This window comes from Flavobacterium sp., from assembly GCF_044369455.1.
In the GTDB taxonomy this organism is placed as follows: Bacteria; Bacteroidota; Bacteroidia; order Flavobacteriales; family Flavobacteriaceae; genus Flavobacterium.
Window position 1 is genome coordinate 45,588 of record NZ_JBIPLW010000004.1, and the last position, 24,799, is coordinate 70,386.

General features: G+C 33.0%; 24 protein-coding genes. 13 read left to right on the forward strand and 11 right to left on the reverse strand.

What is annotated here, in order from left to right:
- The first annotated feature begins 19 nt into the window (after positions 1-19).
- The 7 genes from rluF to hemN all read left to right on the forward strand — a co-directional run bounded on the left by rluF (position 20) and on the right by hemN (position 6,778).
- Positions 20-862 (forward strand): 23S rRNA pseudouridine(2604) synthase RluF, encoded by an 843-nt coding sequence (gene rluF / locus ACIQ2L_RS05190; RefSeq protein ID WP_396157051.1) that lies wholly within the window; start codon positions 20-22, stop codon positions 860-862.
- Positions 863-869: 7 nt separating this feature from the next.
- Positions 870-1,241, forward strand: a complete 372-nt coding sequence (gene crcB, locus ACIQ2L_RS05195) for a fluoride efflux transporter CrcB (RefSeq protein WP_396157052.1) — start codon at positions 870-872, stop codon at positions 1,239-1,241.
- A 60-nt stretch (positions 1,242-1,301) separates the two neighbouring features.
- Positions 1,302-2,318, forward strand: a complete 1,017-nt coding sequence (locus ACIQ2L_RS05200; RefSeq protein WP_396157053.1) for a bifunctional oligoribonuclease/PAP phosphatase NrnA — start codon at positions 1,302-1,304, stop codon at positions 2,316-2,318.
- A 3-nt stretch (positions 2,319-2,321) separates the two neighbouring features.
- Positions 2,322-2,900 carry a gliding motility-associated peptidyl-prolyl isomerase GldI gene (gene gldI, locus ACIQ2L_RS05205; RefSeq protein ID WP_396157054.1) on the forward strand — a complete coding sequence of 193 codons (579 nt, stop codon included), beginning with the start codon at positions 2,322-2,324 and terminating at the stop codon, positions 2,898-2,900.
- Positions 2,901-2,910: 10 nt separating this feature from the next.
- Positions 2,911-4,047: a peptidylprolyl isomerase gene (locus tag ACIQ2L_RS05210; protein ID WP_396157055.1), complete on the forward strand. Its 1,137-nt coding sequence runs from the start codon at positions 2,911-2,913 to the stop codon at positions 4,045-4,047.
- Positions 4,048-4,080: 33 nt separating this feature from the next.
- Positions 4,081-5,301, forward strand: coding sequence for a peptidylprolyl isomerase (locus ACIQ2L_RS05215; RefSeq protein WP_396157243.1), 1,221 nt, complete (start codon positions 4,081-4,083; stop codon positions 5,299-5,301).
- A 118-nt stretch (positions 5,302-5,419) separates the two neighbouring features.
- Positions 5,420-6,778, forward strand: coding sequence for an oxygen-independent coproporphyrinogen III oxidase (gene hemN, locus ACIQ2L_RS05220; protein WP_396157056.1), 1,359 nt, complete (start codon positions 5,420-5,422; stop codon positions 6,776-6,778).
- 62 nt (positions 6,779-6,840) lie between these two features.
- Here hemN and ACIQ2L_RS05225 read toward each other — a convergent pair whose 3' ends face one another.
- From ACIQ2L_RS05225 to ccoS, 8 genes are all read right to left on the reverse strand, one after another.
- Positions 6,841-7,071 (reverse strand): YdcH family protein, encoded by a 231-nt coding sequence (locus tag ACIQ2L_RS05225; RefSeq protein ID WP_396157057.1) that lies wholly within the window; start codon positions 7,069-7,071, stop codon positions 6,841-6,843.
- A 27-nt stretch (positions 7,072-7,098) separates the two neighbouring features.
- Entirely contained in the window at positions 7,099-7,800 is a 702-nt protein-coding gene (locus ACIQ2L_RS05230; protein WP_396157058.1) for a sulfite exporter TauE/SafE family protein, read from the reverse strand.
- A 122-nt stretch (positions 7,801-7,922) separates the two neighbouring features.
- Positions 7,923-8,372, reverse strand: coding sequence for a FixH family protein (locus tag ACIQ2L_RS05235; protein ID WP_396157059.1), 450 nt, complete (start codon positions 8,370-8,372; stop codon positions 7,923-7,925).
- A gap of 16 nt (positions 8,373-8,388) precedes the next feature.
- Positions 8,389-9,807, reverse strand: coding sequence for a cytochrome c oxidase accessory protein CcoG (gene ccoG, locus ACIQ2L_RS05240; RefSeq protein ID WP_396157060.1), 1,419 nt, complete (start codon positions 9,805-9,807; stop codon positions 8,389-8,391).
- A gap of 24 nt (positions 9,808-9,831) precedes the next feature.
- Positions 9,832-10,758 carry a cbb3-type cytochrome c oxidase N-terminal domain-containing protein gene (locus ACIQ2L_RS05245; protein WP_396157061.1) on the reverse strand — a complete coding sequence of 309 codons (927 nt, stop codon included), beginning with the start codon at positions 10,756-10,758 and terminating at the stop codon, positions 9,832-9,834.
- A gap of 16 nt (positions 10,759-10,774) precedes the next feature.
- A complete protein-coding gene (locus tag ACIQ2L_RS05250) occupies positions 10,775-10,942 on the reverse strand; it encodes a CcoQ/FixQ family Cbb3-type cytochrome c oxidase assembly chaperone (RefSeq protein WP_396157062.1) in 168 nt (55 codons plus the stop codon).
- 6 nt (positions 10,943-10,948) lie between these two features.
- Positions 10,949-13,132, reverse strand: coding sequence for a cytochrome-c oxidase, cbb3-type subunit I (gene ccoN / locus ACIQ2L_RS05255; RefSeq protein WP_396157063.1), 2,184 nt, complete (start codon positions 13,130-13,132; stop codon positions 10,949-10,951).
- Between the two features lie 29 nt (positions 13,133-13,161).
- On the reverse strand, positions 13,162-13,458 hold the full coding sequence (gene ccoS, locus ACIQ2L_RS05260; RefSeq protein WP_396157064.1) for a cbb3-type cytochrome oxidase assembly protein CcoS: 297 nt from the start codon (positions 13,456-13,458) through the stop codon (positions 13,162-13,164).
- Positions 13,459-13,740: 282 nt separating this feature from the next.
- Between ccoS and ACIQ2L_RS05265 the strand changes: the two genes are divergently transcribed.
- The 3 genes from ACIQ2L_RS05265 to ACIQ2L_RS05275 all read left to right on the forward strand — a co-directional run bounded on the left by ACIQ2L_RS05265 (position 13,741) and on the right by ACIQ2L_RS05275 (position 17,008).
- The gene (locus tag ACIQ2L_RS05265) at positions 13,741-14,457 is read left to right on the forward strand and encodes a DUF3667 domain-containing protein (protein WP_396157065.1); all 717 of its coding nucleotides are present in this window, start codon (positions 13,741-13,743) and stop codon (positions 14,455-14,457) included.
- Positions 14,458-14,840: 383 nt separating this feature from the next.
- Positions 14,841-15,053: a hypothetical protein gene (locus tag ACIQ2L_RS05270; protein ID WP_396157066.1), complete on the forward strand. Its 213-nt coding sequence runs from the start codon at positions 14,841-14,843 to the stop codon at positions 15,051-15,053.
- Between the two features lie 968 nt (positions 15,054-16,021).
- A complete protein-coding gene (locus ACIQ2L_RS05275; protein ID WP_396157067.1) occupies positions 16,022-17,008 on the forward strand; it encodes an alpha/beta hydrolase family esterase in 987 nt (328 codons plus the stop codon).
- A 332-nt stretch (positions 17,009-17,340) separates the two neighbouring features.
- Here ACIQ2L_RS05275 and ACIQ2L_RS05280 read toward each other — a convergent pair whose 3' ends face one another.
- Positions 17,341-17,529 carry a hypothetical protein gene (locus ACIQ2L_RS05280; protein ID WP_396157068.1) on the reverse strand — a complete coding sequence of 63 codons (189 nt, stop codon included), beginning with the start codon at positions 17,527-17,529 and terminating at the stop codon, positions 17,341-17,343.
- Positions 17,530-17,677: 148 nt separating this feature from the next.
- Between ACIQ2L_RS05280 and ACIQ2L_RS05285 the strand changes: the two genes are divergently transcribed.
- Positions 17,678-18,253, forward strand: a complete 576-nt coding sequence (locus ACIQ2L_RS05285) for a zeta toxin family protein (protein WP_396157069.1) — start codon at positions 17,678-17,680, stop codon at positions 18,251-18,253.
- A gap of 410 nt (positions 18,254-18,663) precedes the next feature.
- Here the strand turns inward: ACIQ2L_RS05285 and ACIQ2L_RS05290 are convergent, their stop codons facing one another.
- On the reverse strand, positions 18,664-18,915 hold the full coding sequence (locus tag ACIQ2L_RS05290) for a hypothetical protein (RefSeq protein ID WP_396157070.1): 252 nt from the start codon (positions 18,913-18,915) through the stop codon (positions 18,664-18,666).
- 154 nt (positions 18,916-19,069) lie between these two features.
- Between ACIQ2L_RS05290 and ACIQ2L_RS05295 the strand changes: the two genes are divergently transcribed.
- The gene (locus tag ACIQ2L_RS05295; protein WP_396157071.1) at positions 19,070-20,023 is read left to right on the forward strand and encodes a Fic family protein; all 954 of its coding nucleotides are present in this window, start codon (positions 19,070-19,072) and stop codon (positions 20,021-20,023) included.
- A gap of 326 nt (positions 20,024-20,349) precedes the next feature.
- Entirely contained in the window at positions 20,350-21,858 is a 1,509-nt protein-coding gene (locus ACIQ2L_RS05300) for a DNRLRE domain-containing protein (protein ID WP_396157072.1), read from the forward strand.
- Positions 21,859-22,325: 467 nt separating this feature from the next.
- Here ACIQ2L_RS05300 and ACIQ2L_RS05305 read toward each other — a convergent pair whose 3' ends face one another.
- Positions 22,326-24,704: a heavy metal translocating P-type ATPase gene (locus ACIQ2L_RS05305; protein WP_396157073.1), complete on the reverse strand. Its 2,379-nt coding sequence runs from the start codon at positions 24,702-24,704 to the stop codon at positions 22,326-22,328.
- Between the last annotated feature and the right edge of the window lie 95 nt (positions 24,705-24,799).

A 24,799-nucleotide genomic window follows, 5' to 3' on the forward strand; every position in this document is an offset into this window, starting at 1 on the left:
ATTATGTTATATTTGCGAGATGGAAATCAATCGGACTCGAATCAATAAATTTCTTTCAGAATCAGGCTTTTGCTCGCGTCGGGAAGCCGATAAACTATTGGAACAAGGTAGAATTACCATTAACGGAATTGTCCCAGAAATGGGAGCTAAAGTTTCTCAAGATGATGTAATTCGTGTAGATGGAAAATTAGTTCGAGAAAAAAGAGAAAAGCCCATTTATTTAGCGTTTAATAAACCGGCAGGCATAGAGTGTACAACAAATCAAAACGTTAGAAATAATATTGTTGATTATATTAATTATCCCCAACGTATTTTCCCGATTGGAAGATTGGATAAAGCGAGTGAAGGATTAATTTTTATGACCGATGACGGTGATATTGTCAACAAAATTCTACGTGCCCGTAACAATCATGAAAAGGAATATATAGTCACGGTTAATCGTCCAATTACGGATAGATTTATCGAAAAAATGAGTAATGGAATTCCTATTTTAGATACGGTTACTCGAAAATGCAGCGTAGAACAAATTAGTAAAAATGTATTCCGAATCATACTAACTCAAGGTTTGAATCGACAAATTAGACGCATGTGTGAGTATTTGGATTATGAAGTTACGGCACTAAAACGAACTCGAATTATTAATATTTCTTTGGATGTACACGTTGGTCGTTATAGAGAATTAACCACAGATGAAATCATTCAATTAAACAAGCTAATAGAACCATCGAGCAAAACAGAAGAAGCAAGTCTGCCAAAAAAAAATAATTTCAATGGCAATGACGATTTCAATGGCAAACCCAAAAAAATAATTCCCAAAATAAATAATTCAATTAATCGAAACAGAAAAAATCTAAATTCCTAATTCAAAAATGCTAAAAACGATTTTATATATAGCAATTGGTGGCGCTTTGGGAAGCGTACTTCGTTATCTAACTACTGTTTTTGTTTCTAAATTTTGGTCGAATCATTTCCCAATAGCAACCTTTATCACCAATTTTTTAGGATGTTTTTTAATTGGCCTATTTATAGGGATTTTAGCAAAAAATCAACTCGAAGAAAGCAACTTAAAATGGTTTTTAATTACTGGGTTTTGTGGTGGTTATACGACTTTTTCTGCTTTTGGGATGGAAAATTACAATCTGTTTCAAAGCAATAATTCACTCCTGGCTTTTGGGTATATTGCGTTAAGTATTGTTTTGGGACTTTTTGCAGTTTGGATGGGACTTTCATTGTCCAAATAAAACTTAAATTCTCCTTAATCAGAGTACACTTTATATCATTTTTTAGTACATTCGCCAACTATGAAAAAAGATGCTATTATTGCCATTCAAAATTTATTGGCAACTCCAAAAAAAATCGCCATAATTCCGCACCGAAGCCCCGATGGTGATGCAATGGGATCAACATTAGCATTATATCATTTTCTTTTAAAATTGAATCACATACCTATCGTAATCTCTCCAAATGATTTTCCAAATTTCTTAGCGTGGTTACCGAGTTCAGAAACCGTTTTGATTTATGAAAATGACAAGGAAAATTGCACTAAAATCTTGAATGATGCTGAACTCATTTTTACATTAGATTTTAATGCTTTGCATAGAACGGGTGAAATGGAACAAGTTTTAAATAAACTTTCGGTTCCGATGATTATGATTGATCATCATCAGAAACCAGATACATACGCAACCTATACGTATTCGGATACTGCTATTGGTTCTACTTGTGAAATGATTTATAATTTTATTTCTTTTTTAGATAAAAAAGAACTGATTGACAAAACAATAGCAACCTGCATTTATACTGGAATAACAACTGATTCTGGTTCATTTCGTTTTCCTTCAACAACAAGTACAACTCACCGAATAGTAGCAGAATTGATAGATTTAGGTATTGAAAATAGTGCTATTCACAATCTGCTTTTTGACGACAACTCCATTAACAGATTGCAACTTCTTGGAAGAGCTTTACAAAACATGAAAGTTTTTTCAAAATATAAAACCTCTTATACTTCGCTTACACAAAAAGAGTTGGATGAATTCCATTATGAAAAAGGCGATACAGAAGGCATTGTAAATTATGGTTTAACCATAAAAGGCATTCATTTAGCAGCTATTTTTATTGAACATAGTCCCGAAACTTCGGGAGAAAATATTATCAAGATTTCGTTCCGCTCTCAAGGTAGTTTTGATGTCAATCAATTTGCTAGAGAACACTTTAATGGCGGTGGACACATTAATGCAGCTGGTGGAAAATCATATGAAAGCATGAAAGCAACATTAAATAAATTTGAAGATTTAATTTCTAAAATAACCATTTAGTACATGAATAACATATCCAAAACAATACTGTTACTATTTGCTTTTATCACTTTATTAAGTTGTAAGCAGCAACAAGCTCGTATGCCAATATCTCGTTCTTCCGGAACATTTATGAAAGAATCGGCAGAGCGAAATAAAAAATTAATTGCTGGTGAAGAAGGTAGAATTGATTCGATAATTAAGAGCAATCCAAAAATACAATACTTTGCTTCTAAAAAGGGATATTGGTTTCATTATGTTTCTAAAAATGAACGTGATACGTTACGACCAAAAAGAGGAGATGTGGCTCAATTTGATTATGAAATCATGGATTTGAAAGGAAACGTAGTATATTCGGAAGTAGAATTGAGGCCACAAACTTATGTTGTTGACAAGCAAAATATTATGATGGGTTTGCGTGACGGTATAAAGTTAATGCGTAAAAACGAAAAAGTAACCTTTCTTTTCCCATCTCACATGGCATTTGGATATCGGGGTGATACCAAACGAATTAATTCAAACGAACCTATTATTTGCACCGTAACATTAAATGATTTTAAGCCACAAGTAAAGGCTGAAAACATAATACAAACAGAAAATTAATTGAATAAAAATGACTAAAAAAATTTCTACTATAATTAGCATTCTTTTGCTTTCTCTAACTTCATGCAAGGACGAATATAAAGACCTAAAAGATGGTTTATATGCTAAAATTGAAACTTCCAAAGGAATTATAATTGCAGAACTCGACTATAAAAAAGCGCCTACAATGGTAGCAAATTTTGTTACGTTAGCCGAAGGAAAAAATCAATTTGTAACCGAAGAATTTAAAGGAAAGCCATTTTTTGATGGCTTAAAATTTCATAGAGTTATTTCTAAAACCAATGGTGATTCAGAAGATTTTATGATTCAAACTGGAGATCCTTTAGGCAATGGTTCTGGTGATGCTGGCTATAAATGCCGCGATGAAATCACAGAGCTACGACATAATGAACCTGGAATTTTATCAATGGCAAATTCTGGACCTAATACTAATAGTAGTCAGTTTTTTATAACTTTAGCTCCAACACCATGGTTAGACGGAAAACATTCTGTTTTTGGATGTGTCATTGGTGATGGAATGACAATTGCTAATTCTATTGTTAAAGACGATATCATTAAATCAGTTACAATCATCAGAAAAGGTGAAGCAGTGAAGAAATTTGATGCCATAAAAGTATTTAACGATTATTTCAAAACTGAAACAGAAAATCAAAAAAAGCAAGCAGCATTAGATGCTCAAATGAAAAAGGAGTATGAAGCAAAATACAAACAAGTAATTAAAAAAAAATTAACATACTTCAATAAGCTGAATTCATCTGCTGCTAAAACCTCATCAGGATTAAAATTCAATATTACACAAAAGTCTTCACTAGATAAACCTAAAGAAGGAGAAACAGTTTATATTGAATATTCCGGCTTTTTAGAAGATGGAACACTTTTTGACACTAGCGATGCCAATGTTGCCAAAGAGTTTGGGAAATATGACGAACAAAGAGCTGAAGAAAATGGATATGCTGCTTTACCTTATGTAATGGGTTCTAATAGAATGATTCCTGGTTTTATTGAAGGATTGAGTAAATTAAAAATTGGCGAGAAAGCGATTTTCTTTATACCTTTCACCCTTGGGTATGGTGAACAAGGTGCTGGGAATGTCATTCCACCTAATGCCAACTTAATTTTTGAAGTAGCACTAAAAAATAAATTATAATAAATAACTAATAGTAATTAAATCATGAGTAAAATTAAATTCAACATTCTCCTTTTGGTTTGTATTGGTATGATGAGTGCCACTGCACAAACTTCTAAAAAACCTGTATCAAAATCAACAAAACCTCAAGCAAAAACTGTAGCGGCTACCCCAGCAGACCAAGGAATATTTGCAGAGATTGAAACTTCAAAAGGAAAAATTATTCTTCAATTAGAATACAAAAAAACACCCATTACCGTTGCCAACTTTATCGCATTAGCCGAAGGAACTAATGCCTCCGTAACCGACGAAAAATTAAAAGGAAAACCGTTTTACAATGGTTTAAAATTCCATCGAGTTATTCCCGATTTTATGATTCAAGGTGGTGACCCACAAGGAAATGGTTCTGGCGGACCGGGTTATTCCTTTAAAGATGAGTTTGTTACTGAATTAAAGCACAATCGTCCTGGAATTCTATCCATGGCAAATTCAGGACCAAAAACGAATGGTTCTCAATTTTTTATAACCCACAAAGAAACACCATGGTTAGACGGGAAACATACAGTTTTTGGTAATGTAATCACTGGACAAGATGTGGTCAATAAAATTGTACAAGATGACATTATCAACAAAATAACCATTGTTAGAAAAGGTGCAGAAGCAAAGAAATTTGATGCTCCAAAAACTTTTGCAGATTATATGGCCAACAAAGCTGGTGATGATGCAAAAGACGCAGCTATTGCTGCTGAATCTCAAAAAAAACAAGCGGAAATTGAGTTACAAAAGAAAGCAGAATACACTGCTAAATATGGTAGCGTAATTGCAGCAAAGGCTAAATATTTAGCAGACACAAAAGCAACTGCAACAGAAACTGCAAGTGGTGTTCGTTTTAAAATTCTTCAAGCTGGTTCAGGTAAAAAACCAGTAGAAGGTACCAATGTATTTATTCACTATGCGGGTTATTTAGAAGATGGTTCTTTATTTGACAGTAGTTACGAGAGTGTAAATAAAGAATATGGAAAGTTTGACGAAAACAGAGCCAAACAAAACGGTTACCAACCTTTTCCTTTTGAATATGGAAAAAAAGACGGTTTAATTCCTGGATTTATTGAAGGATTAAGTATGATGAATTTTGGAGATAAAGCAATTGTTTACATTCCATCAAAATTGGGCTATGGAGAAAGAGGCGCCGGAAATGTAATTCCGCCTAACGCTAATATCATTTTTGAAATAGAAATGCTAGAAGCTGCTCCTGCTATAGAAACTGGTAAATAAAAGTAGGTACAATCAATATAAAGAGCTTCACTACTGAGGCTCTTTTTTTTATATGATAAATATCATTTAATTTCCAATTGAAGCTAAATACATTTGTTTTAAATTAACCATTAAAACCATGTCGTTAGTCCAAAAATATAATGTTCCTGGACCAAGATACACCAGCTATCCCACTGTTCCCTATTGGGATGAAGATAGTCTTACTTTATCGTTATGGAAACAAAGTTTGATAAAGAGCTTTAAGGAAAGTAACACTACAGAAGGCATTAGTTTATACATTCATCTTCCCTTTTGTGAAAGTTTATGTACTTTTTGTGGATGTCATAAGCGCATTACGAAAAGAAATGAAGTAGAACATCCTTATATTGAGGCAGTAATAAAAGAATGGCAACTATATTGTGATTTATTTGAAACTACCCCAATTATCAAAGAAATTCATTTAGGTGGAGGAACGCCCACATTCTTTTCGCCAGAGAATTTAGAGCACCTTATTTTAGGAATTTTAAAAAATGCAAAAAAAGCTACCCAATATGAATTTAGCTTTGAAGGCCATCCCAACAATACTACTAGAGGACATTTACAAAAATTATATGACTTAGGATTTAGGAGAGTAAGTTTTGGTGTTCAGGATTATTCAGAAAAAATTCAATCTGCTATTCATAGAGTTCAACCGTTTCATAATGTAGCCAAAGTAACTTTTTGGGCAAAAGAAATTGGCTATACTTCGATATCACATGACTTAGTATTTGGATTGCCATTTCAAACTTTAGATCACATCATTGACACTATTGAAAAAACTAATTCGCTTTCTCCTGACCGATTAGCCTTTTATAGTTACGCCCATGTTCCGTGGATTAAAGGAAATGGTCAACGTGGTTTTAAAGATGAAGATGTTCCCAAAGACGAAGAAAAAAGAGCGTTATATGAAGTGGGAAAAAGATTATTAGCTCAAAAAGGATTTTGTGAAATAGGAATGGATCATTTTGCATTAGAGGAAGATTCTATGTACAAATCATTTAAAGACGGAAAACTTCATCGTAATTTTATGGGATATACTTCCTCAAAAACGCAATTAATGATTGGTTTAGGAGTTTCAGCTATCAGTGATAGTTGGTATGCTTTTGCTCAAAACGAAAAAGAACTAGAAGCCTACCATCATCGTTTAAAACTAAATGAGTTACCTATTTTTAGAGGGCATATCTTGAATGACGAAGATCTTAAAATAAGAAAACACATTCTTAATTTGATGTGCCAATTTAGGACTTCTTGGGACGAAGAAGAAAGTTATTTTCAAGAACTGCCCGAAATAATCAAACAACTTTCTGAAATGGAAAATGATGGTTTAATTGTTATTAGAAAAAAATCATTAATTGTAACAGAAAAAGGAAAACCTTTTGTGCGTAATATTTGCATGGCTTTTGACTTGCGACTGAAACGAAATGCTCCAAAGACAAAACTGTTTTCGATGACAGTATAAATTGTTTACAATAAAAAACCACCTAATTCACGTGGTTTTTTATTGTAAATGAAACAAAATAATTACTTATTTAAATAAGCATATATTTCGTCTTTCCTAAATAATAACTTTGCTTTCAATTCATGAACAAACTTATCATTTGCGATTTCAGAACCCGTATTTATTCGACGAATCTGATGTTCTATTTCATGATATTCGTCAAAAAGTTTTCTAAAATGAGCATCAGATATTTTCAACTCATGTATTTTATCCTGAAGTTCAGGAAACTCGTGTAATAAATCGTGTTTTTCCATTGTTTGTTATTTTTATTTTAATATTGATTAATGACAATTGGCAGAAGCCTGAATAAATAAATGCATATTACTTGGTGATACATAAGCGATATCTAAACCCATACCTCTCATCACAAAAAGAATTCCGATTACAACAGTAACTACAGGTATTGCCTTTTGTAATTTGTTTCGAAATGGAATACTCAAAAAGTTTGCTACATAGACAACTACACTCATTAACGGAATAGTTCCTATACCATAAAGCAACATATAGAATACACTCAAGCTAACATTTTGCATTGCAATTGCACCAAATAAAGCTGCATATACTAATCCGCATGGCAATAAACCGTTAAGCAAACCTATAGTAAATAGAGCATCTGGTGACTTTCGTTTGAATTGATTACCCAAATTCGTTTTCACTCTAGAAATGACAGTATATACGGGTCTTGAAAAGTTATATTTAGCAAATACTCTTTCCGGAATAATAGCTATGGTTATCATTAGTAGGCCAACAACTATAGAAATTTGTTGTTGTATTCCTGCCATATAAAATCCTTTTCCTAATAATCCAAAAAGGAACCCTAAACTAGCATATGAAGTTAATCTTCCCAAATGATACAACATAATTTGAATCACTTTTTTAGCCGGATTATTTCTTGAAACTGGCAACATTATGGCTATTGGTCCACACATACCGATGCAGTGCAGACTAGAGATCAAACCAAAGAGTAATGCAGTGTAAAGCATTAGATATTAGATATTAGATATTAGATATTAGATATTAGATATTTGAAATTTGATGTTTGAAATTTGATGTTTGAAATTTGAAATTGTTATTGTTATTGCAATTGATTTTGCAATTGATTTTGCTATTGAAAATAAATTTCTTCTTTATTCAAATAGGTTTTACCTTCATAATTCCATTCTACAGAAATATCCCATAGACCGCCAACCAGATTGTTTTTAGGTATGAGCAAATCAGGACTGGAAAGCGAAATTGGAATTTCAAAATCCAGTTTTTGGTTTGACGGTCTATATAAGGATACTTTTCCTTTGATTTTATTAAAATCAAAATTTTTTGGAAAACTAATACTAATCCCTTCGTTAGCATTTATAATTACTACCTTAACTTTTAGTTCGTTGGCATTTATAGTATTTTGAATATCGCTTTGCACTTTAATTTCCTTTTTGTAATAATCTTCTGTAACCAATTCGTTATCGTATTTACTATCAGATTGTACTCTAAAAACAAAGTATAAAATGAAACTCATAAAAAGCGCAAATGCGATTACGATTCCTGTTCCCCAATTAATTTTCATGTCTTCTATTTTTTGCTTAATCAAAACTTCTTGGTCCTAAAAAATTAGTCGTTTCATTATCGATTAAAGTGTTATCATTATAAACTTCTATTTGCAATTTCGTTTTATCGCTTTCTAAAAGAGCTTGATCAATTTCAATAAACAAGGTTCCTTCGGTGATGCCTTCTTTGGGCACTTTGAAATAGCGACTACCGACCATTTTTACTTGGCCTTTAGGTGAAAATAATTCAACATGCACTTTCTCAAAATCAATAGATGTTTTGTTCACAATTTTGAAAGTATAAATATTGCTAATTTTATCCCCTTTGTGTTGAAATAATTCCCCTGGCAAACGCAAAATAGTAGCTTCAACTTCATTTCTCAAGAATAACATTCCGACAAAAACTCCAGTCAAAATAGCCAATATGGCTACATAACCTTTCATTCTAGTCGTGAATTTGAAACGTTCATTTTTAACAATTTCATCTTCACTAGCATACCGTATCAAACCTTTAGGCAAACCTACATTCTCCATCATCGTGTCACACTCATCGATACAAGCGGTACAGTTTATACACTCTAATTGTGTTCCGTTTCGAATATCAATTCCTGTGGGACAAACATGAACACAAAGATTACAATCAATACAATCGCCTTTTCCTGTTGAAGCTCGGTCTTCGTTTTTATTAAATTTAGCTCTCCCTATTTCTTTTTCGCCACGTACATAATCGTATGTTACATTGATGGATTTGTTATCCAAAAGAACACCTTGCATTCTACCATATGGACACGCAATAATGCAGACTTGCTCTCTAAACCAAGCGTAAATAAAATAAAATACAGCCGTAAAAATCAATAAAGCAATTAAGGTACTGATGTTGTTAGCAGGACCATCTTCTATCAGAAGAAATAATTTATCACTACTGATTAAATAAGCTAAAAATACATTTGCAATACTAAAAGAAACAACAAAAAAGACAATCCATTTGAGTAAACGTTTTCTAATTTTTTCGGAATTCCATTCTTGTTTGGCTAAACGAATTTGTGCTCCTCTATCACCGTCTATCCAAAACTCAATTCGTCGGAAAACCATTTCCATAAAAATAGTTTGTGGACAAAACCAACCACAAAATATGCGTCCAAAAGCTACCGTAAACAGTGCCAGTCCAACTACTCCAATAATCATTACAATCACAAAGATGTGAAAATCTTGTGGCCAAAAAGGAAATCCAAATATGTTAAACCGTCTTTCTAAAACATTAAACATCATTAATTGATGATGATTCACTTTTATAAAAGGCGCAAAAATTAAGAACAATAACAAGCAGTAACTAACCCATTTTCTGCGTTCATACAATATCCCCTTTGGAATTTTTGGGAAAATCCAAGCTCTTTTTCCTTTCGCATCAATAGTACTTATGCTATCTCTAAAATCATCATCATTCAAATCGGACATGTCTTTATTATTTTAAGTGCTGTTTTATTTTACTGCAACTTTTGTGCTATCCAGAGAAGCAGCTACCCTTTCTTCTTTCCATTCAACTGCTTCTGGTTCCGCAGGTTTTGGGTCTTTTGGATTAGAACCTTGTAATGAAAGCACATAACTAGCTACTTTTTGAATGTCAGATGGTTTGATAGACGCTTTCCAAGAAACCATTCCTTTTCCGTCTCTTCCACCTTCCATCAACGTGTTAAAGACATTTTTAATACCACCTCCAAGAATCCAATATTTATCGGTTAGGTTTGGACCAATTTGTCCACCACCGTCTGGGCGATGACATGCCACACAATTAGTAGTATAAATAGTTTTTCCTGCTGCTAAACTCGAGGCATCTGTCAACAATGTTACTTTTTCTTTACTCATCATATCAGGAGCTGTTTTCATATATTCGGCTACAGCAACTTTTGCCTCTTGCATTTCCATTTGAAACTCTTGTTCTTGGCTATTACCATCCATAATCTGAAAGCGGACTAAATAGACAGCTCCAAAAATTATAGTTCCGTAAAATAAATATACCCACCATGGTGGTAACACATTGTCGAGCTCACGAATACCATCATAATTGTGATCGAGCATTACATCTGATTCTTGCTCAATAGTTTTTGTACGTGTTAATTTATTTAAAATGTTTTTATAGAATGTACTTTCTGTAAATGGTACCGATTGTGCTTCGTCTAATTGTTTTTTTTGTTCCTCTGTTAGCAAATGATAGGTAACATTATCAACAGCACTAACCACAATCTCAATAGCGATGAGCAAGAAAAGAAATACGGCTAAAAATAATCCTACCATTGGAAATTTAATAAAGGCAGGCTGATTACCAGAGTCGATGAAATATTCCAATGCTCCAAAAACAATGGCAAAAATCAATGGTACTCGTACATATATAGGAATTAATTTTTTCATGAGAATCTGTTTTAAATTATTCTTTAATTGGTAATTCACTTAATTCTTTAATTGTTTCTTTCTTATAGGTATAAACCCATATAAACAAGCCTATAAAGAAAGTAAAACAAATAAGTAGTGAAATGATTGGATAAATGGCTACGCCGTCAATGGTTTCTAAATTATGTTTGATAAACTTTAACATGGCTTACTATTTGTTATTTTTTACTTTAATATCAGTTCCTAAACGTTGTAAATAGGCAATTAAAGCAACGATTTCTCTATCTTTCATTGGTACAAAAACTTCCCCTTTGGCAGCTGCTTTTTTCTTGCTATCGTCATACGATTTTACAAAGTCGGGATCATTGTATAGGTTTTTTTCTATCGTTGCCGATTGTTTTTCAATACTTTGTTTAGCATTGGCAATATCAGCATCAGTATAAGGCACGCCTAGAGTTTGCATGGCTTTCATTTTTGCCTCAGTAGATGAATAGTCCATGGCTTCATTGGTAAACAACCATTTATATCCTGGCATAATTGAACCTGGCGAGGTACTTTGTGGATTCCACATGTGGTTGAAATGCCAGTTATCATTGTACTTTCCTCCTTCACGATGTAAGTCTGGACCAGTACGTTTAGAACCCCAAAGAAATGGATGGTCATAAACATACTCTCCTGATTTAGAATAATCACCATAACGCACTACTTCGGATCGGAACGGTCGTATCATTTGAGAGTGACAACCCACACACCCTTCGCGGATATATAAGTCACGACCTTGCAATTCAAGTGGTGTGTATGGTTTAACGGCCGCTATGGTTGGAATATTAGATTTTACCATTATGGTTGGTACAATTTGAATAATTCCACCAATTAATATAGCAACCGTAGCTAATAATGTTAATTGAATTGGACGTCTTTCTAACCAAGGGTGAAATTTTTCTCCTTTTAATCTTCCTGTAGAAATTTTTGTTAATTCAGGAGCTTCAGCTAATTCATCTTCAATAGTATTCCCGGCTTTAACAGTTTTAATTATGTTGTAAATTAAAACAATCATACCAACTAAATATAATGTACCACCGATGGCTCTCATCCAATACATTGGCATAATTTGCGTTACTGTTTCTAAGAAGTTACCATATTGTAATGTTCCGTCTGGTTTAAATTGTTTCCACATGGATGCTTGCGTAAATCCAGCGACATACATCGGCAAGGCATACAATATGATTCCTAAAGTTCCTATCCAAAAGTGGAAATTGGCTAATTTTTCAGAATATAACTTGGATTTAGTCATTCTTGGAATTAACCAATAAATCATTCCGAAAATTAGAAATCCATTCCAAGCCAAAGCCCCAACATGCACGTGAGCGATAATCCAATCGGTATAATGGGCAATAGCATTTACATTTTTCAGCGAAAGCATTGGCCCTTCAAAGGTTGCCATACCATAACCCGTAATGGCTACTACAAAGAATTTCAAAACAACATCCGTACGTACTTTATCCCAAACACCGCGTAAGGTTAGCAATCCGTTAATCATTCCGCCCCAAGATGGCGCAATCAACATGATAGAGAATACAACTCCTAGGTTTTGAGCCCAATCGGGTAATGATGAATATAATAAATGGTGTGGTCCAGCCCAAATATAGATGAAGATTAAAGACCAAAAGTGAATGATGGATAAACGATACGAATACACCGGACGATTGGCTGCTTTTGGCACAAAATAATACATCATTCCAAGAAATGGAGTAGTCAAGAAGAACGCGACTGCATTGTGTCCGTACCACCATTGCACTAAAGCATCTTGAACTCCAGCATAAACCGAATAGCTTTTGAGCGCTGAAACGGGTAATTCCAAGCTATTGAAAATATGCAACACAGCAACCGTAACGAAAGTAGCTATGTAAAACCAGATGGCTACATACAAATGACGCTCTCTTCTTTTAATAATGGTTCCAATCATGTTGATACCAAAGGCAACCCAAATTAGAGCAATAGCTATATCAATTGGCCATTCTAATTCAGCATATTCTTTTGAAGTAGTGTACCCTAGCGGAAGTGTTATTGCCGCAGCAACAATAATTAATTGCCATCCCCAAAAATGAAGATTACTCAAAAAATCGCTATACATTCTGGCTTTGAGTAATCGTTGCAAAGAGTAATATACTCCGGCAAACATGGCATTACCTACAAAGGCAAATATTACAGCATTAGTATGTAAAGGTCTTAATCGCCCGTAGCTTAAAAACGAAATTCCGTCTGTTAAGTTGGGGAAAAGATAAAGAGTAGCTAATAAAAGCCCTACTAACATTCCTACTAAGCCAAATACAATACTGGCATAGATGAACTTCTTTACAATTTTGTTATCGTAATAAAATTGTTGCATTTCCATGGTTTAAATTATTAGTGAAAAGTGATTAGTTATATATTGTTTCGGGTTTTGGGTTTTGGGTTTTGGGTTTTGGGTTTCGGGTTTCGGGTTTCGGGTTTCAAATTGCGAGATGCTTCTTTGTTATTTGTTCTATGTTCTATTTTCTTTTTTGGAATTTGTTTTATTAGCTCATCATCAAAAAGCATTCTCACTGATGGGGTGTAATCATCATCATACTGACCTGTTTTTACAGCTCTTAAAAAAGCGTATAAGAACGCCGCGGCAACGATAATACTGATGGATATTAATAAATAGATGACACTCATACCTCTAATTGTGTAAGACAAATTTAGGAGTACGCAGTGGGGTAAAATATGATATTTGTCATATAATCCTAAAAACTTTAGGGCAAAAAAATCAACTTGAAACGTTAAAGGGTATCGAATAAAACCCGAGGGATTTCTTTATTTACCTAACAGAATAAATGTTGATTTTTGTACTATTTTTATATATTAGCGGTTGTAAATAGAGAGAATGTGGGATAAACATTCGGATATATACTAGTTAGTGGCAATTTTACCGCAAAACGACAGCAAAAAAAGGAACTGACAAAATATTTGACCAAATAAATGAATTGTAAAAACTGTAACAACGAAATAAATTCTAAATTTTGTCCAAACTGTGGACAACCATCAAATCTAAAAAGAATTGACGGACATTACATTATTCACGAAATTGAACACGTTTTACATTTTGAACGTGGTATTTTATATACAATTAAAGAGCTAATAACAAATCCCGGACAAAATGTAAAAAATTATCTTACTGAAAACAGAAATCGACTTGTAAAGCCAATAATTTTCATTATAGTTACTTCATTAATTTATTCAATATGCAATAGTTTCTTTCACTTTGAAGATACTTATACAAATAAATTAGATAATAATAATTCTGCGTCAAGTGCTATTTCCAAATGGATACAAGGACATTATGGCTATGCCAACATTATAATGGCTATTTTTATTGCGTTATGGTCAAAATTATTTTTCAGAAAATATAAATTTAACATTTTTGAAATTTTAATTCTTCTTTGTTTTGTTATGGGAATGGGAATGCTATTTTTGTCGGTTTTTGGAATTATTCAAAGTCTGACAAATATAAATCTGATATTAATTGCAAGCACGTTTTGTTTTGCTTATACAACTTGGTCAATTGGGCAGTTCTATGAAAAAGGTAAAATTGTAAATTATGTTAAGGCTTTTTTTGTATATTTGTTAGGTATGCTGACATTTTATATTACAGCAACTCTAATTGGAAAAACAATCGACTTTATTACAAAATATTAAAAAATATGGAAAGTAAAAAAAGAATAAATTGGTTTTTTTTATTCATTGCATTCACATTGGGTTTGACTTTGAATAAACACATTGACTTTAAGAACTTAACCCTAAAAGAACCTTTTTTAGACACTTTATATATTATTGTGTTTATAATATCAATTTATTTAATCATAAAAGACTTAAAAAAAAACACTGACAAATAAAAAAAACTGCCACTAACAGCCGTTTGGCGAAACAGCTGGTTTTGTCTTTCTTGGAAAATACTCCGTATTTTCCAATCTGGATTTTCTAAGATATTTTTCTTAAATTGCCGCTAATTCGCCAAGCGGCGGAACGTTGTGCGACACTTTATCGCAAATCGTTAAAAAACAAAACTTATAAAAGAAAAAATGTATTTTTCAACAGACAAACTATATAAATTATCTAAAGAAGCTTTACGTGGAGAAAAACAAGAATTTGTTTACGAGAAACTTATTGATTGGACAAAAGAAGAGTTTGATATAAAAGTCGTTTATATAGATTTAGAAATTAAAAATAAGGAAAACCAACCAAGATTGCATCTAATTCTTGAAACGCAAAAAGATTATCAAAATATTAATTGAAACAGGTTATAATCCGAGAATTCAAAGCAAAATAGCTGAAAAATTTAATGAATTATTAAAAATAGAAAATCAAAAAATTGGAAACAAAACCGAAAAAAGCCTTGTTGAAAAACTACTTTTAAAAATTGGTTTGAAAAGTAACATAAAGCAACAATTTGAAAATATTTGGGTTTGCTATTCTGTTTTTTTAACTGTTTACTCAACAGAAATTAGTACGTAATTTACTAAAGAAAAAATTGATGAACTTATAAAGAAATACAAAAAAGATAATGTTTGGGAAATTCATATAAGTTCATTTTACATAACAATATTTTTAGAAAAAGAAAACCAAATTGAAGAAAGCAGACAAAAATCATTATTTGATAAACTAAAAGAAGAATATTTTGAAATCGTAAAAGAAAAAGATGAATTTGGGCTTTTCAAAAAAGAACTTATTAATCTTGCTTTTGATAGCAAAGAAAACTTCGACAAAAATTATGATAGTAGTTGGTTTTACTATTACAAATAAAAAAGCGTCGCACAACTACCGTTCCTATGTAAAGCACCATAAAGTTATTACCAACTTTTGAGAGGGTTATGTTTCTCAAAGCTAGAGCTAGAACAATGTCATTAAGTTTAGCGGTTATTTGTCATTCCGAGGAACGAGGAATCTCATTATTTGCTACTGTTTACTGAGATTCCTCCTGCGTCGGAATGACAAAATCATGGGAATTATGTCTTAACTTAATGACGTTGAGCGCGAGAATTATTCTACTCCCCACAAACAAAACCCCGAAGTGTCGCGAAGTTACATGGTTTAAAATAAGAAAAATATGTTTTTCTTACAAGTAATTTTTATATTTGTTTGCGGATTATGGTAGTTTTTTCTCAGTGTGTCGTTGTGTGCTATTTTAAAAAAAACGGGCAAATATTAAACCTTTCAATGAAAATAATATCTAACCAAGTATAACTATCAAAATAAATAAAATATGATTAAAACATTTTTATTTTTTGTCGTGATTTTTACCCTTGGATGCAACAAGGATGACGACAATCCAAATCCTTCAAATCCTAATATTATTCCTTACCAAGAAGGTTTGACAACAAATTATATAACAATAAACAACATTACCAGAAAATATTTAGTTTATAGACCAACAGGAATGATAGCTGTAAATGCTGTTGTTACAGTTTTGCACGGTGGCGGTGGACTTGGTATTGGAGTTTCAGAAATTGGCGCTCATCCATTGTCCGTTTTTCGGACAATTGCAGACAATGAAAAGTTTTTAGTAGTCTATCCAGAAGGTTCACTCGACATTCAAGGAAATCCTGGATGGAATGATTGTAGAAGTGATGATATATCAGGAAGTCAAGGAGATGACATTACCTTTTTGAAACAGTTAAATTCAAAATTAATCTCAGAGTTAAATATTAATTCAAACAAAATGTTTTTAACAGGGACAAGTAATGGAGCTTTAATGACCTATTCTTATGCTTTTCAATTTCCTGAAACTATTAAAGCGATAGCTGTTTCAAGTGGTAATTTACCCGAGTTTCCAGAAAGCGGACTTTGTACAAATGGCTCTAATCTACCATTGCCAATCTTGATAACTCACGGAACAAGCGACCCTGCAATGCCTGCAATTGGCGGTTGTGTAGCAGATATTGGTGGTAATTGTAATCGTGGAAAAGTAATATCTCAAACTGCAACCTTAAATTATTGGTTACAAAGAAATGATTTACAAAATATTAATCCAACCATATCAACTTTTAATGTGAACACAACAGATGCAGGCAACGTAGAAAAAAGAATTTACAGTGGTGCAAAACCATTGATTTATTTTGTTCTAAATAACGCTGGTCACGCTGTGCCAAGTAAGACAGTTTATACCAATTCTTCACCTGCAAGTGGAGTTCAAAATAGAGATATAGAATATGCGGAAGAAGTTTGGAACTTTTTTAAAGGACTTCAATAAAAACAGCACACAATAGCTAGAGTTTCGTAGGGCTTGCAAAGCCAACACCCGAGCCAACGGCGAACGGACGAAGTAATGAAACTCCTGTTGAACCCTTCGATAAACTCAGGACAGGCTCACCGATTACATGTCCGTCCACTATGGGGATTTCGATATGACTTTATAAAGATTTAGAAGACGATGAGAAGTCCTCTTTTTTTTGTAGTTCTCCTTGGTTTTTTATCTTGTTTTCCTGCACTTTTAGGCATAGATACCCTTGCCCATACAATTAGCTTTTATAGGAACTTGAATTTTGGTTATCGCCAAGATACCTCTCAGGCGGTCCTCGTTGATCAAAAAATGACAATCGTATGCAAATGACTTCTACAAGCCATTGCAATTCCATTTGTAACTAAATCGATACTGTTGACAAAGGCATCAATAAATCTAACGGGATTGTCAGTAGCTATTATGTCTTCTAGACTGCTCACTTGAAGCTGATTGCGGGATATTCCTTGTCCCGAAGTGTCGCGATGTTGCATGGTTTAAAATAAGAAAAATATGTTTTTCTTACAAGTATTTTTTTATATTTGTTTGTGCATTGTGGAAGTTTTTTCTCAGTGTGACGTTAACTGAATTGTTATTTTGAAGTCCAAACACATTCTGATTTCATTTTACTACATTTGCAATATGGATGAAAAGAATTTGTACATAATTGCAGGTTGTAACGGAGCTGGTAAAACCACTGCTTCATTTACAATTTTACCTGAAATATTAGATTGCAAAGAATTTGTCAACGCTGACGAAATTGCAAAAGGCCTCTCTCCTTTTCAACCAGAAAAAGTCTCTTTTGAAGCAGGAAGAATAATGCTTCATAGAATTACAGAATTGTTATCGCAAAACGAAAATTTTGCTTTTGAAACTACTTTAGCCACAAGAAGTTATAAAAATAGAATTCTTGAAGCTAAAGAAAAAAATTACAATGTAACGTTATTGTTTTTCTGGCTAAAAAATCCAGAACTAGCAAAAGAGAGAGTAAAAACAAGAGTTCTCGAAGGCGGTCACAATATTCCAGAAGATGTTATTGAAAGACGATATCACAAAGGAATTAAAAACTTATTCGAAATATATCTTTCGATTGTCGATCAAGTTTTAATTTTTGATAACTCAGAAGGAAAACATATTTTAATTGCCGAAATGTCAACTAGTGAAGAATTAAATGTTCTCAACCAAACCAAGTTTAACGAATTAATAAGTTACTTATGACTTCAGAAACCAAAATAGAAAACAGAAATAAAATTTTGAAAGGACTGGAAAAAGCTTACGAAAAAATGATTGCTTTTAAAAAAGCACAAAAAAGCGAACTTGTTATAATTCAAGACAATAAAATAGTTAAAATTAAATTGTGAACAATGCATTTAATAGCTAGAGTTTCGTAGCTTGCAAAGCCAACACCCGAGCCAACGGCGAACGGACGAAGTAATGAAACTCCTGTTGAACCCTTCGATAAACTCAGGACATGCTCACCGATTACTGACCGCCCACTATGGGGATTTCGATATGACTTTATAAAGATTTAGAAGAGGATATAATTTCCTCTTTATTTTTTGTAGTTCTCCTTGGTTTTTTATCTTGTTTTCCTGCACTTTTAGGCATAAATACCCTTGCCCATACAATTAGCTTTTATAGGAACTTGAATTTTGGCTATCGCCAAGATACCTCTCACGCGGTCCTCGTTGATCAAAAATGAAAATCGTATGCAAATGACTTCTAAAAGCCATTGCAATTCCATTTGTAACTAAATCGATACTGTTGACAAAGGCATCGCTAAATCTAACGGGATTGTCAGTAGCGATAATGTCTTCTAGACTGCTCACTTGAAGCTGATTGCGTGATATTCCTTGCCCCGAAGTGTGGGGATGTTGCATGGTTAAAAATAAGAAAAATATGTTTTTCTTACAAGTAATTTTTATATTTGTTTGTGGATTGTGGAAGTTTTTTCACAGTCTGCCGTTAACAACAATAATATTTGGACGTTTAGTTTAAAAAAACTACTTTTGATAGTATCAAATGATATTATCAATGAAGCCCCCATATGACATTACTCCTAAGATTTTAAAATTAATCACTTCTATATCTGAAAAACTAGGAGAAGTGAATGCCAATTACCTCAGTAAACAATCACCTCAATTAAGAAAACAGAATAGAATTAAAACAATACATTCATCTTTACAAATTGAAGGCAATACATTAACAAAAGATCAAATCACAGCCTTAATTGAAAAAAAAAGGATTATTGGTCCTAAAAAAGATGTTTTAGAAGTATTAAATGCAATCAAAGTTTACGAAAAACTTGATGAATATAAATTCAATTCTGATAAAAGCTTTTTAAAAGCTCACCTCCTACTAATGAATGGATTAATTGATAGTGCTGGAAAATACAGAACGAAAGGAGTTGGAATAGTTAAAGGAAATAAAGTTGAACATGTTGCTCCTCCTTTAGAAAATGTTCCTTTTCTTATGAAAGATTTATTTGACTATTTGAATGACTCAGAAGAAATAACATTAATTAAAAGTTGTGTTTTCCATTATGAAATGGAATTTATTCATCCCTTTTTAGATGGGAATGGAAGAATGGGAAGATTGTGGCAAACTTTAATATTAATGAACGATTATCCAATATTTGAGTTTTTGCCTTTTGAAACTCTGATTAGTCAAACACAAGATGAATATTATAAATCTCTTTCGCTTAGTGATAAAAATGGAAAATCAACATTCTTTATAGAATATATGCTTGATGTAATTAACAAATCTCTTGAGAACTTGCTTAGTTACAACAATAGAATTTTAAAAGATATCGATCGTTTAGAATACTTCATAAAGCTTGGAGCAAAAGAATTTACTCGTAAAGATTATATGAATACATTCAAAGATTTATCATCTGCAACAGCAAGTAGAGATTTGAAAAAAGGAATTGATTTACAATTACTTGAAAGTGTTGGAAATCTTAATAAAACAAAATATATTATAAAATAATTACTGTTGTTAAAAGCCGTTTTAAGAAATGGCGAGCTTCAGGATTTATTTGAAATAGCACAGGTTTTTAATTAAAAGTTATAGTTATATTTGTTGTGGCTTGGTCTTGGTTCATCACCACTTCATGAAGTCGAGGCACGTTGTACGACACTTTCGAGCGACAGAAAACCGAAAAAATAATTGAGAATTTATCTCAGAATACCTAAACTAGAAGCAGTTACGCATTTAAAAATAATGATTCATGTTTATTGTTTATTTTATTTTTTTTATAATTTTATTTTACTTTTTTTATTTTTGTTTCAAATAATAACGTAACAAACACCGCTATGAAGACTAAAAATACTCTTTCAGTAATATTTTTGGGATATGGTTTGTTTATCTCTTTAACCGCTTATTCGCAACCAACTACCCTAGTGCTGCAGCCCGGATCATCAGAAGCATTTGATGTTTCGTACGGTAATAACCCCAATTTTTTGGCTGCTAATCCAATCTCTACTGACTTTGGTGCTGCACAATGGACTTGCGGTGGTGCGCCTTGCGAGTTGCGCTCTTTGATTAAGTTTAATTTGAATTCAATACCAACAAACGCTATAATTACCAGTGCAACCTTATCGCTTTATGCAAATCCTACACAGCTTAACGGAAATCCAGTAGCTGGTCCTACATTTGGTAATAATAACGCATCTTCTTTGTATCCAGTAACCACAAACTGGAATACTAGCACAGTATCTTGGAATAATCAACCCTCCTTCACGAGTGTTAATGCTACCATTATCCCGCAAAGCATATCAACTTTTTATGATTATAATGCTCTAGATGTTACAGCAGCAGTGCAATCCATGGTCAGCAATCCAAGCTCAAATTTTGGTTGGATGTTAAGTATTAACACTCCAAATTTTTATAATAGCATGATTTTTTGTTCTGGCGATTACCCTGATGCCACAAAGCGTCCCAAGCTAACTATTACCTATGGCTTTAGCAATTGCAACACTTTGAATCCAGGTCCGGTAAACGGTATTGATATTTCCTATGGAAGTAATCCAAACTATTTGTCGCCCGACTCAATGAGTACAGACCTTGGTGCATCACAATGGACATGTGGAGGATCACCCTGCGAATCGCGATCATTGATTAAATTTGATTTATCTTCCTTTCCACAAAATTCTGTTTTGCAAAGCGCAACACTTTCTTTGTTTGCAAATCCTGCCCAGCTCACCGGTAATCCCGCAGCTGGTCCAACTCATGGAACCAATAACACCAGCGAACTTTTAAAAATTGTTTCTCCTTGGTCAATAAGCACCGTTAATTGGAATAATCAACCCAATGTGAGTAATTCCAATATTGTTACTTTACCACAAAGCGTTACAAATTATGACGATTATCTGAATATTGATGTGACTGCAATTGCTCAGGAATGGATTAACAATCCTGGAAATAATTATGGGTGGATGTTAAAAACCCAAACTTCTGATTTTTATAATTGTATGATTTTTGGCTCGAGTAATTTTCCAGATAGTGCCAAACGTCCTGCTTTAACGCTATGTTTTCAATCTCCTCTCAGCAATAACAGCAATGATCTTTCAGATGATAGGATAATGCTATTTCCAAATCCCGCTCAAACAGACTTACATTTAAGCCTTAATTCAAGTTACATTGGTAAGCTTACAATCAATATTATTAATTTAATGGGACAAGTTATTTACCATGAAAACATTGAAAAAAGCGCGTCTTCCTTTGAAACAAATTTTAATGTAAGTAGCTACAGCAAAGGCTTGTATCTTATTCAAGTGATTTCACCTACACAAATATTTAATAAACGTTTTTGTGTAAAATAACAATGGTCTTCATTTTTAATTGCTATTGGGCGACAGTTTCTATGTTGCTCCTGCATTTAGATTTATTGTTATCGCATTTGTATTTATTGCTACCTTGTTTATATTTATTTTAAGCTTAGAAAAAAATATAGTAACCGAAGAAAGAAAACTTGAAATTGGATGAATACAAACCGAATGCCTTACATCAATTCCTATGAAAAGCACTATAAAGTTATTTACAACTTTTGAGAAGATTATATCCAAGATAGCACGGATTTACACCCGAGCGTAGCGAACATAAGAAGTAAACCCCGATACCGCTCGTTTCAACTCCATTTAAATTCAGTGCTACTACACCCAAATGATTAATACCATCATACGGTTCGAAAAACGTTGCCGTAATCATTGCCCGCAGAGAAAACGGCGATGATACGCCACCAACTGTTTAAAAAAAATCTCCAGTAATTGATGTTTTTTTATGTTTTTTGCTACCATTTCCTCCTCGCAAAAATATTGCTCATTATCGTTACAAAACTCACAATCGTAATAGTGCTTAACGGCATAATGATAGCGGCAACAATTGGCAGCAAGTTTCCTGTCACTGCATAGGTTAATCCTACCACATTATAAAGTAATGACAAGCCAAAACTCATATAAATGGTACGCATAGCATTTTTAGAATAACCTAAAAAGAAATCTATTCTTTTAAACTGACGGGCATCCAAAATACCATCGCAAGCTGGTGAAAAAACATTTACATTCTCTGAAATTGAAATCCCAACATTACTTTGTGCTAAGGCACCAGCATCGTTTAATCCGTCACCAATCATCATTACATTTTTACCTTCTTCTTGTAGTTTTTTAATGAATTCTAATTTTTGCTCTGGTTTTTGATTAAATACTAAAGTGGTGTTTTCTGGAAGCATTTTTTCTAAAATTTGGCGTTCTCCATCATTATCGCCTGATAATACTATTAAATTATAATTTTTAGCCAAATTTTCAAACAACTGCTCTAAACCTTCTCTATATTGATTATTGAAAACATAACTTCCTTTGTAAACACCATTAATTTCAACATGCACTTTAGTTTTCTTATGGGTGTTTTCACTCATGTGTTGCAAGAATTGTGACGAACCTAATTTTATGGTACCTTCTTTAAATTCGGCATGTATTCCTTTTCCAATAATTTCCTCAAAACGAAGCGGTTCCTTTTTTTCTTTAGCGGGAATAAAATCATACAACCTTCTGCTTAATGGATGATTTGAACCACGCAAAGCATTATTTAATAATTGCAGTTCAAAATCATTTAATGGGTCACCTTCATAGGTGATTGATGTTTTTTTATTGGTTGTAATGGTGCCTGTTTTATCAAATACTATACTATCCACTTTGGCCAATTGCTCTATTGCTATAGCATTTTTTAGATACAATTTTCGATTACCCATTATTCTCAAAACGTTGCCCATTGTAAATGGTGCTGTTAATGCCAAAGCACAAGGACACGCTACAATAAGAATGGCGGTAAAGACATTAAACGCTGTAGCAACATCAATAAAAACCCAATACAGAAAAGACACTACTGACAGTAAAAGCAACGCTGGAGTAAAATAGCGACTGATTTTATCGGTAATGGATTTGTGTTTTTGCTCCACTCTTTTCTGGAAAACATCGTTGCTCCACAATTGGGTCAAATAACTTTGAGATACCGAAAACAGTACTTCCATCTCAATGACTTTGCCTATTTGTTTTCCGCCAGCAAAGATTTTATCGCCTGATTTTTTGACAATAGGAACGGCTTCACCAGTGACGAAACTATAGTCAATGGAAGCTTTTTGAGAAATTAGAATACCATCAACAGGAATTAATTCCTGATTTCGGATTAGCAATCGGTCGCCTTTTTCAATGTCATATACTTGCACCGCTTCTTCTTTTCCATCGGGCAAAATTTTAGTAATGGCTAAAGGAAAATAGGACTTATAATCGCGTTCAAACGATAGAAAATCATAGGTCTTTTGTTGGAATAGTTTGCCTAATAGCATAAAAAATATCAAGCCACACATGCTGTCAAAAAACCCTTGCCCATAATTGAAAACGATATCAACTGTACTACGAACAAACATAACCACAATTCCAAGTGCAATTGGGATTTCGATATTCAACATGCCTTGTTGGATGCTTTTCCAAGCGGCAACATAATAGCCCGAAGCAGAATAAAGAAACGCAGGTAAAGAAATTGCAAAAATCAACCATCTAAAAAAATCTCGATATTGGTCAATCCAAAATTCATTGACTTCAAAATATTCTGGAAAGGAAAGTAGCATAATATTCCCAAAACAAAAAAATGCAACTCCAATTTTATAGATTAAAGAACGGTCTACTTTCTTTTTACCTTCATCAAAATTGTCTAGAGTAATGTATGGTTCATAGCCTATAGAGCAGAGCATTTCTACAATTTCTTGCAATGTGGTTTTATCGGGATTGTAAGTAATACGAACTTTTTTTTCAGGGAAATTTACTTGAGAACTATTTATTCCTGTTTGAAGCTTTTGCAGATTTTCCAAAATCCAAATGCATGAACTACAGTGAATATGAGGTATATAAAGTGAAACAATATGTGTGGTATTCTCCTGAAATTCGAGTAGTTTTGAAACAATACTTTCATTGGCTAAAAAATCATATTTACCCTTTATATCTTGTGGTGTTGCGCCTGGTGCAGACTTAAAATCGTAATAACACGTTAAATCATTTTGACTAAAGATTTCGTATACCGTTTTACAACCCTTGCAACAAAAACTTTTAGTATCAAAAAGAACGGCGTCTTTTAATACGATTTCATTACCACAATGGAAACACTGTGATGTATTCATAATTTGCTCATTTTACCTTTGACAAAGATTTATATTTGGTATAAATTAAAATATGATATTTGTCATGCTTTGAATATCTTTGTGAAGATAAAAAC

Coding starts and splice junctions, on each gene's coding strand:
- rluF (WP_396157051.1), top strand. CDS start 20: ATGGAAATCAATCGGACTCGAATCAATAAATTTCTTTCAGAATCAGGC.
- crcB (WP_396157052.1), top strand. CDS start 870: ATGCTAAAAACGATTTTATATATAGCAATTGGTGGCGCTTTGGGAAGC.
- ACIQ2L_RS05200 (WP_396157053.1), top strand. CDS start 1,302: ATGAAAAAAGATGCTATTATTGCCATTCAAAATTTATTGGCAACTCCA.
- gldI (WP_396157054.1), top strand. CDS start 2,322: ATGAATAACATATCCAAAACAATACTGTTACTATTTGCTTTTATCACT.
- ACIQ2L_RS05210 (WP_396157055.1), top strand. CDS start 2,911: ATGACTAAAAAAATTTCTACTATAATTAGCATTCTTTTGCTTTCTCTA.
- hemN (WP_396157056.1), top strand. CDS start 5,420: ATGTCGTTAGTCCAAAAATATAATGTTCCTGGACCAAGATACACCAGC.
- ACIQ2L_RS05225 (WP_396157057.1), bottom strand. CDS start 7,071: ATGGAAAAACACGATTTATTACACGAGTTTCCTGAACTTCAGGATAAA.
- ACIQ2L_RS05230 (WP_396157058.1), bottom strand. CDS start 7,800: ATGCTTTACACTGCATTACTCTTTGGTTTGATCTCTAGTCTGCACTGC.
- ACIQ2L_RS05235 (WP_396157059.1), bottom strand. CDS start 8,372: ATGAAAATTAATTGGGGAACAGGAATCGTAATCGCATTTGCGCTTTTT.
- ccoG (WP_396157060.1), bottom strand. CDS start 9,807: ATGTCCGATTTGAATGATGATGATTTTAGAGATAGCATAAGTACTATT.
- ACIQ2L_RS05245 (WP_396157061.1), bottom strand. CDS start 10,758: ATGAAAAAATTAATTCCTATATATGTACGAGTACCATTGATTTTTGCC.
- ACIQ2L_RS05250 (WP_396157062.1), bottom strand. CDS start 10,942: ATGTTAAAGTTTATCAAACATAATTTAGAAACCATTGACGGCGTAGCC.
- ccoN (WP_396157063.1), bottom strand. CDS start 13,132: ATGGAAATGCAACAATTTTATTACGATAACAAAATTGTAAAGAAGTTC.
- ACIQ2L_RS05265 (WP_396157065.1), top strand. CDS start 13,741: ATGAATTGTAAAAACTGTAACAACGAAATAAATTCTAAATTTTGTCCA.
- ACIQ2L_RS05270 (WP_396157066.1), top strand. CDS start 14,841: ATGTATTTTTCAACAGACAAACTATATAAATTATCTAAAGAAGCTTTA.
- ACIQ2L_RS05275 (WP_396157067.1), top strand. CDS start 16,022: ATGATTAAAACATTTTTATTTTTTGTCGTGATTTTTACCCTTGGATGC.
- ACIQ2L_RS05280 (WP_396157068.1), bottom strand. CDS start 17,529: ATGCAACATCGCGACACTTCGGGACAAGGAATATCCCGCAATCAGCTT.
- ACIQ2L_RS05285 (WP_396157069.1), top strand. CDS start 17,678: ATGGATGAAAAGAATTTGTACATAATTGCAGGTTGTAACGGAGCTGGT.
- ACIQ2L_RS05290 (WP_396157070.1), bottom strand. CDS start 18,915: ATGCAACATCCCCACACTTCGGGGCAAGGAATATCACGCAATCAGCTT.
- ACIQ2L_RS05295 (WP_396157071.1), top strand. CDS start 19,070: ATGAAGCCCCCATATGACATTACTCCTAAGATTTTAAAATTAATCACT.
- ACIQ2L_RS05300 (WP_396157072.1), top strand. CDS start 20,350: ATGAAGACTAAAAATACTCTTTCAGTAATATTTTTGGGATATGGTTTG.
- ACIQ2L_RS05305 (WP_396157073.1), bottom strand. CDS start 24,704: ATGAATACATCACAGTGTTTCCATTGTGGTAATGAAATCGTATTAAAA.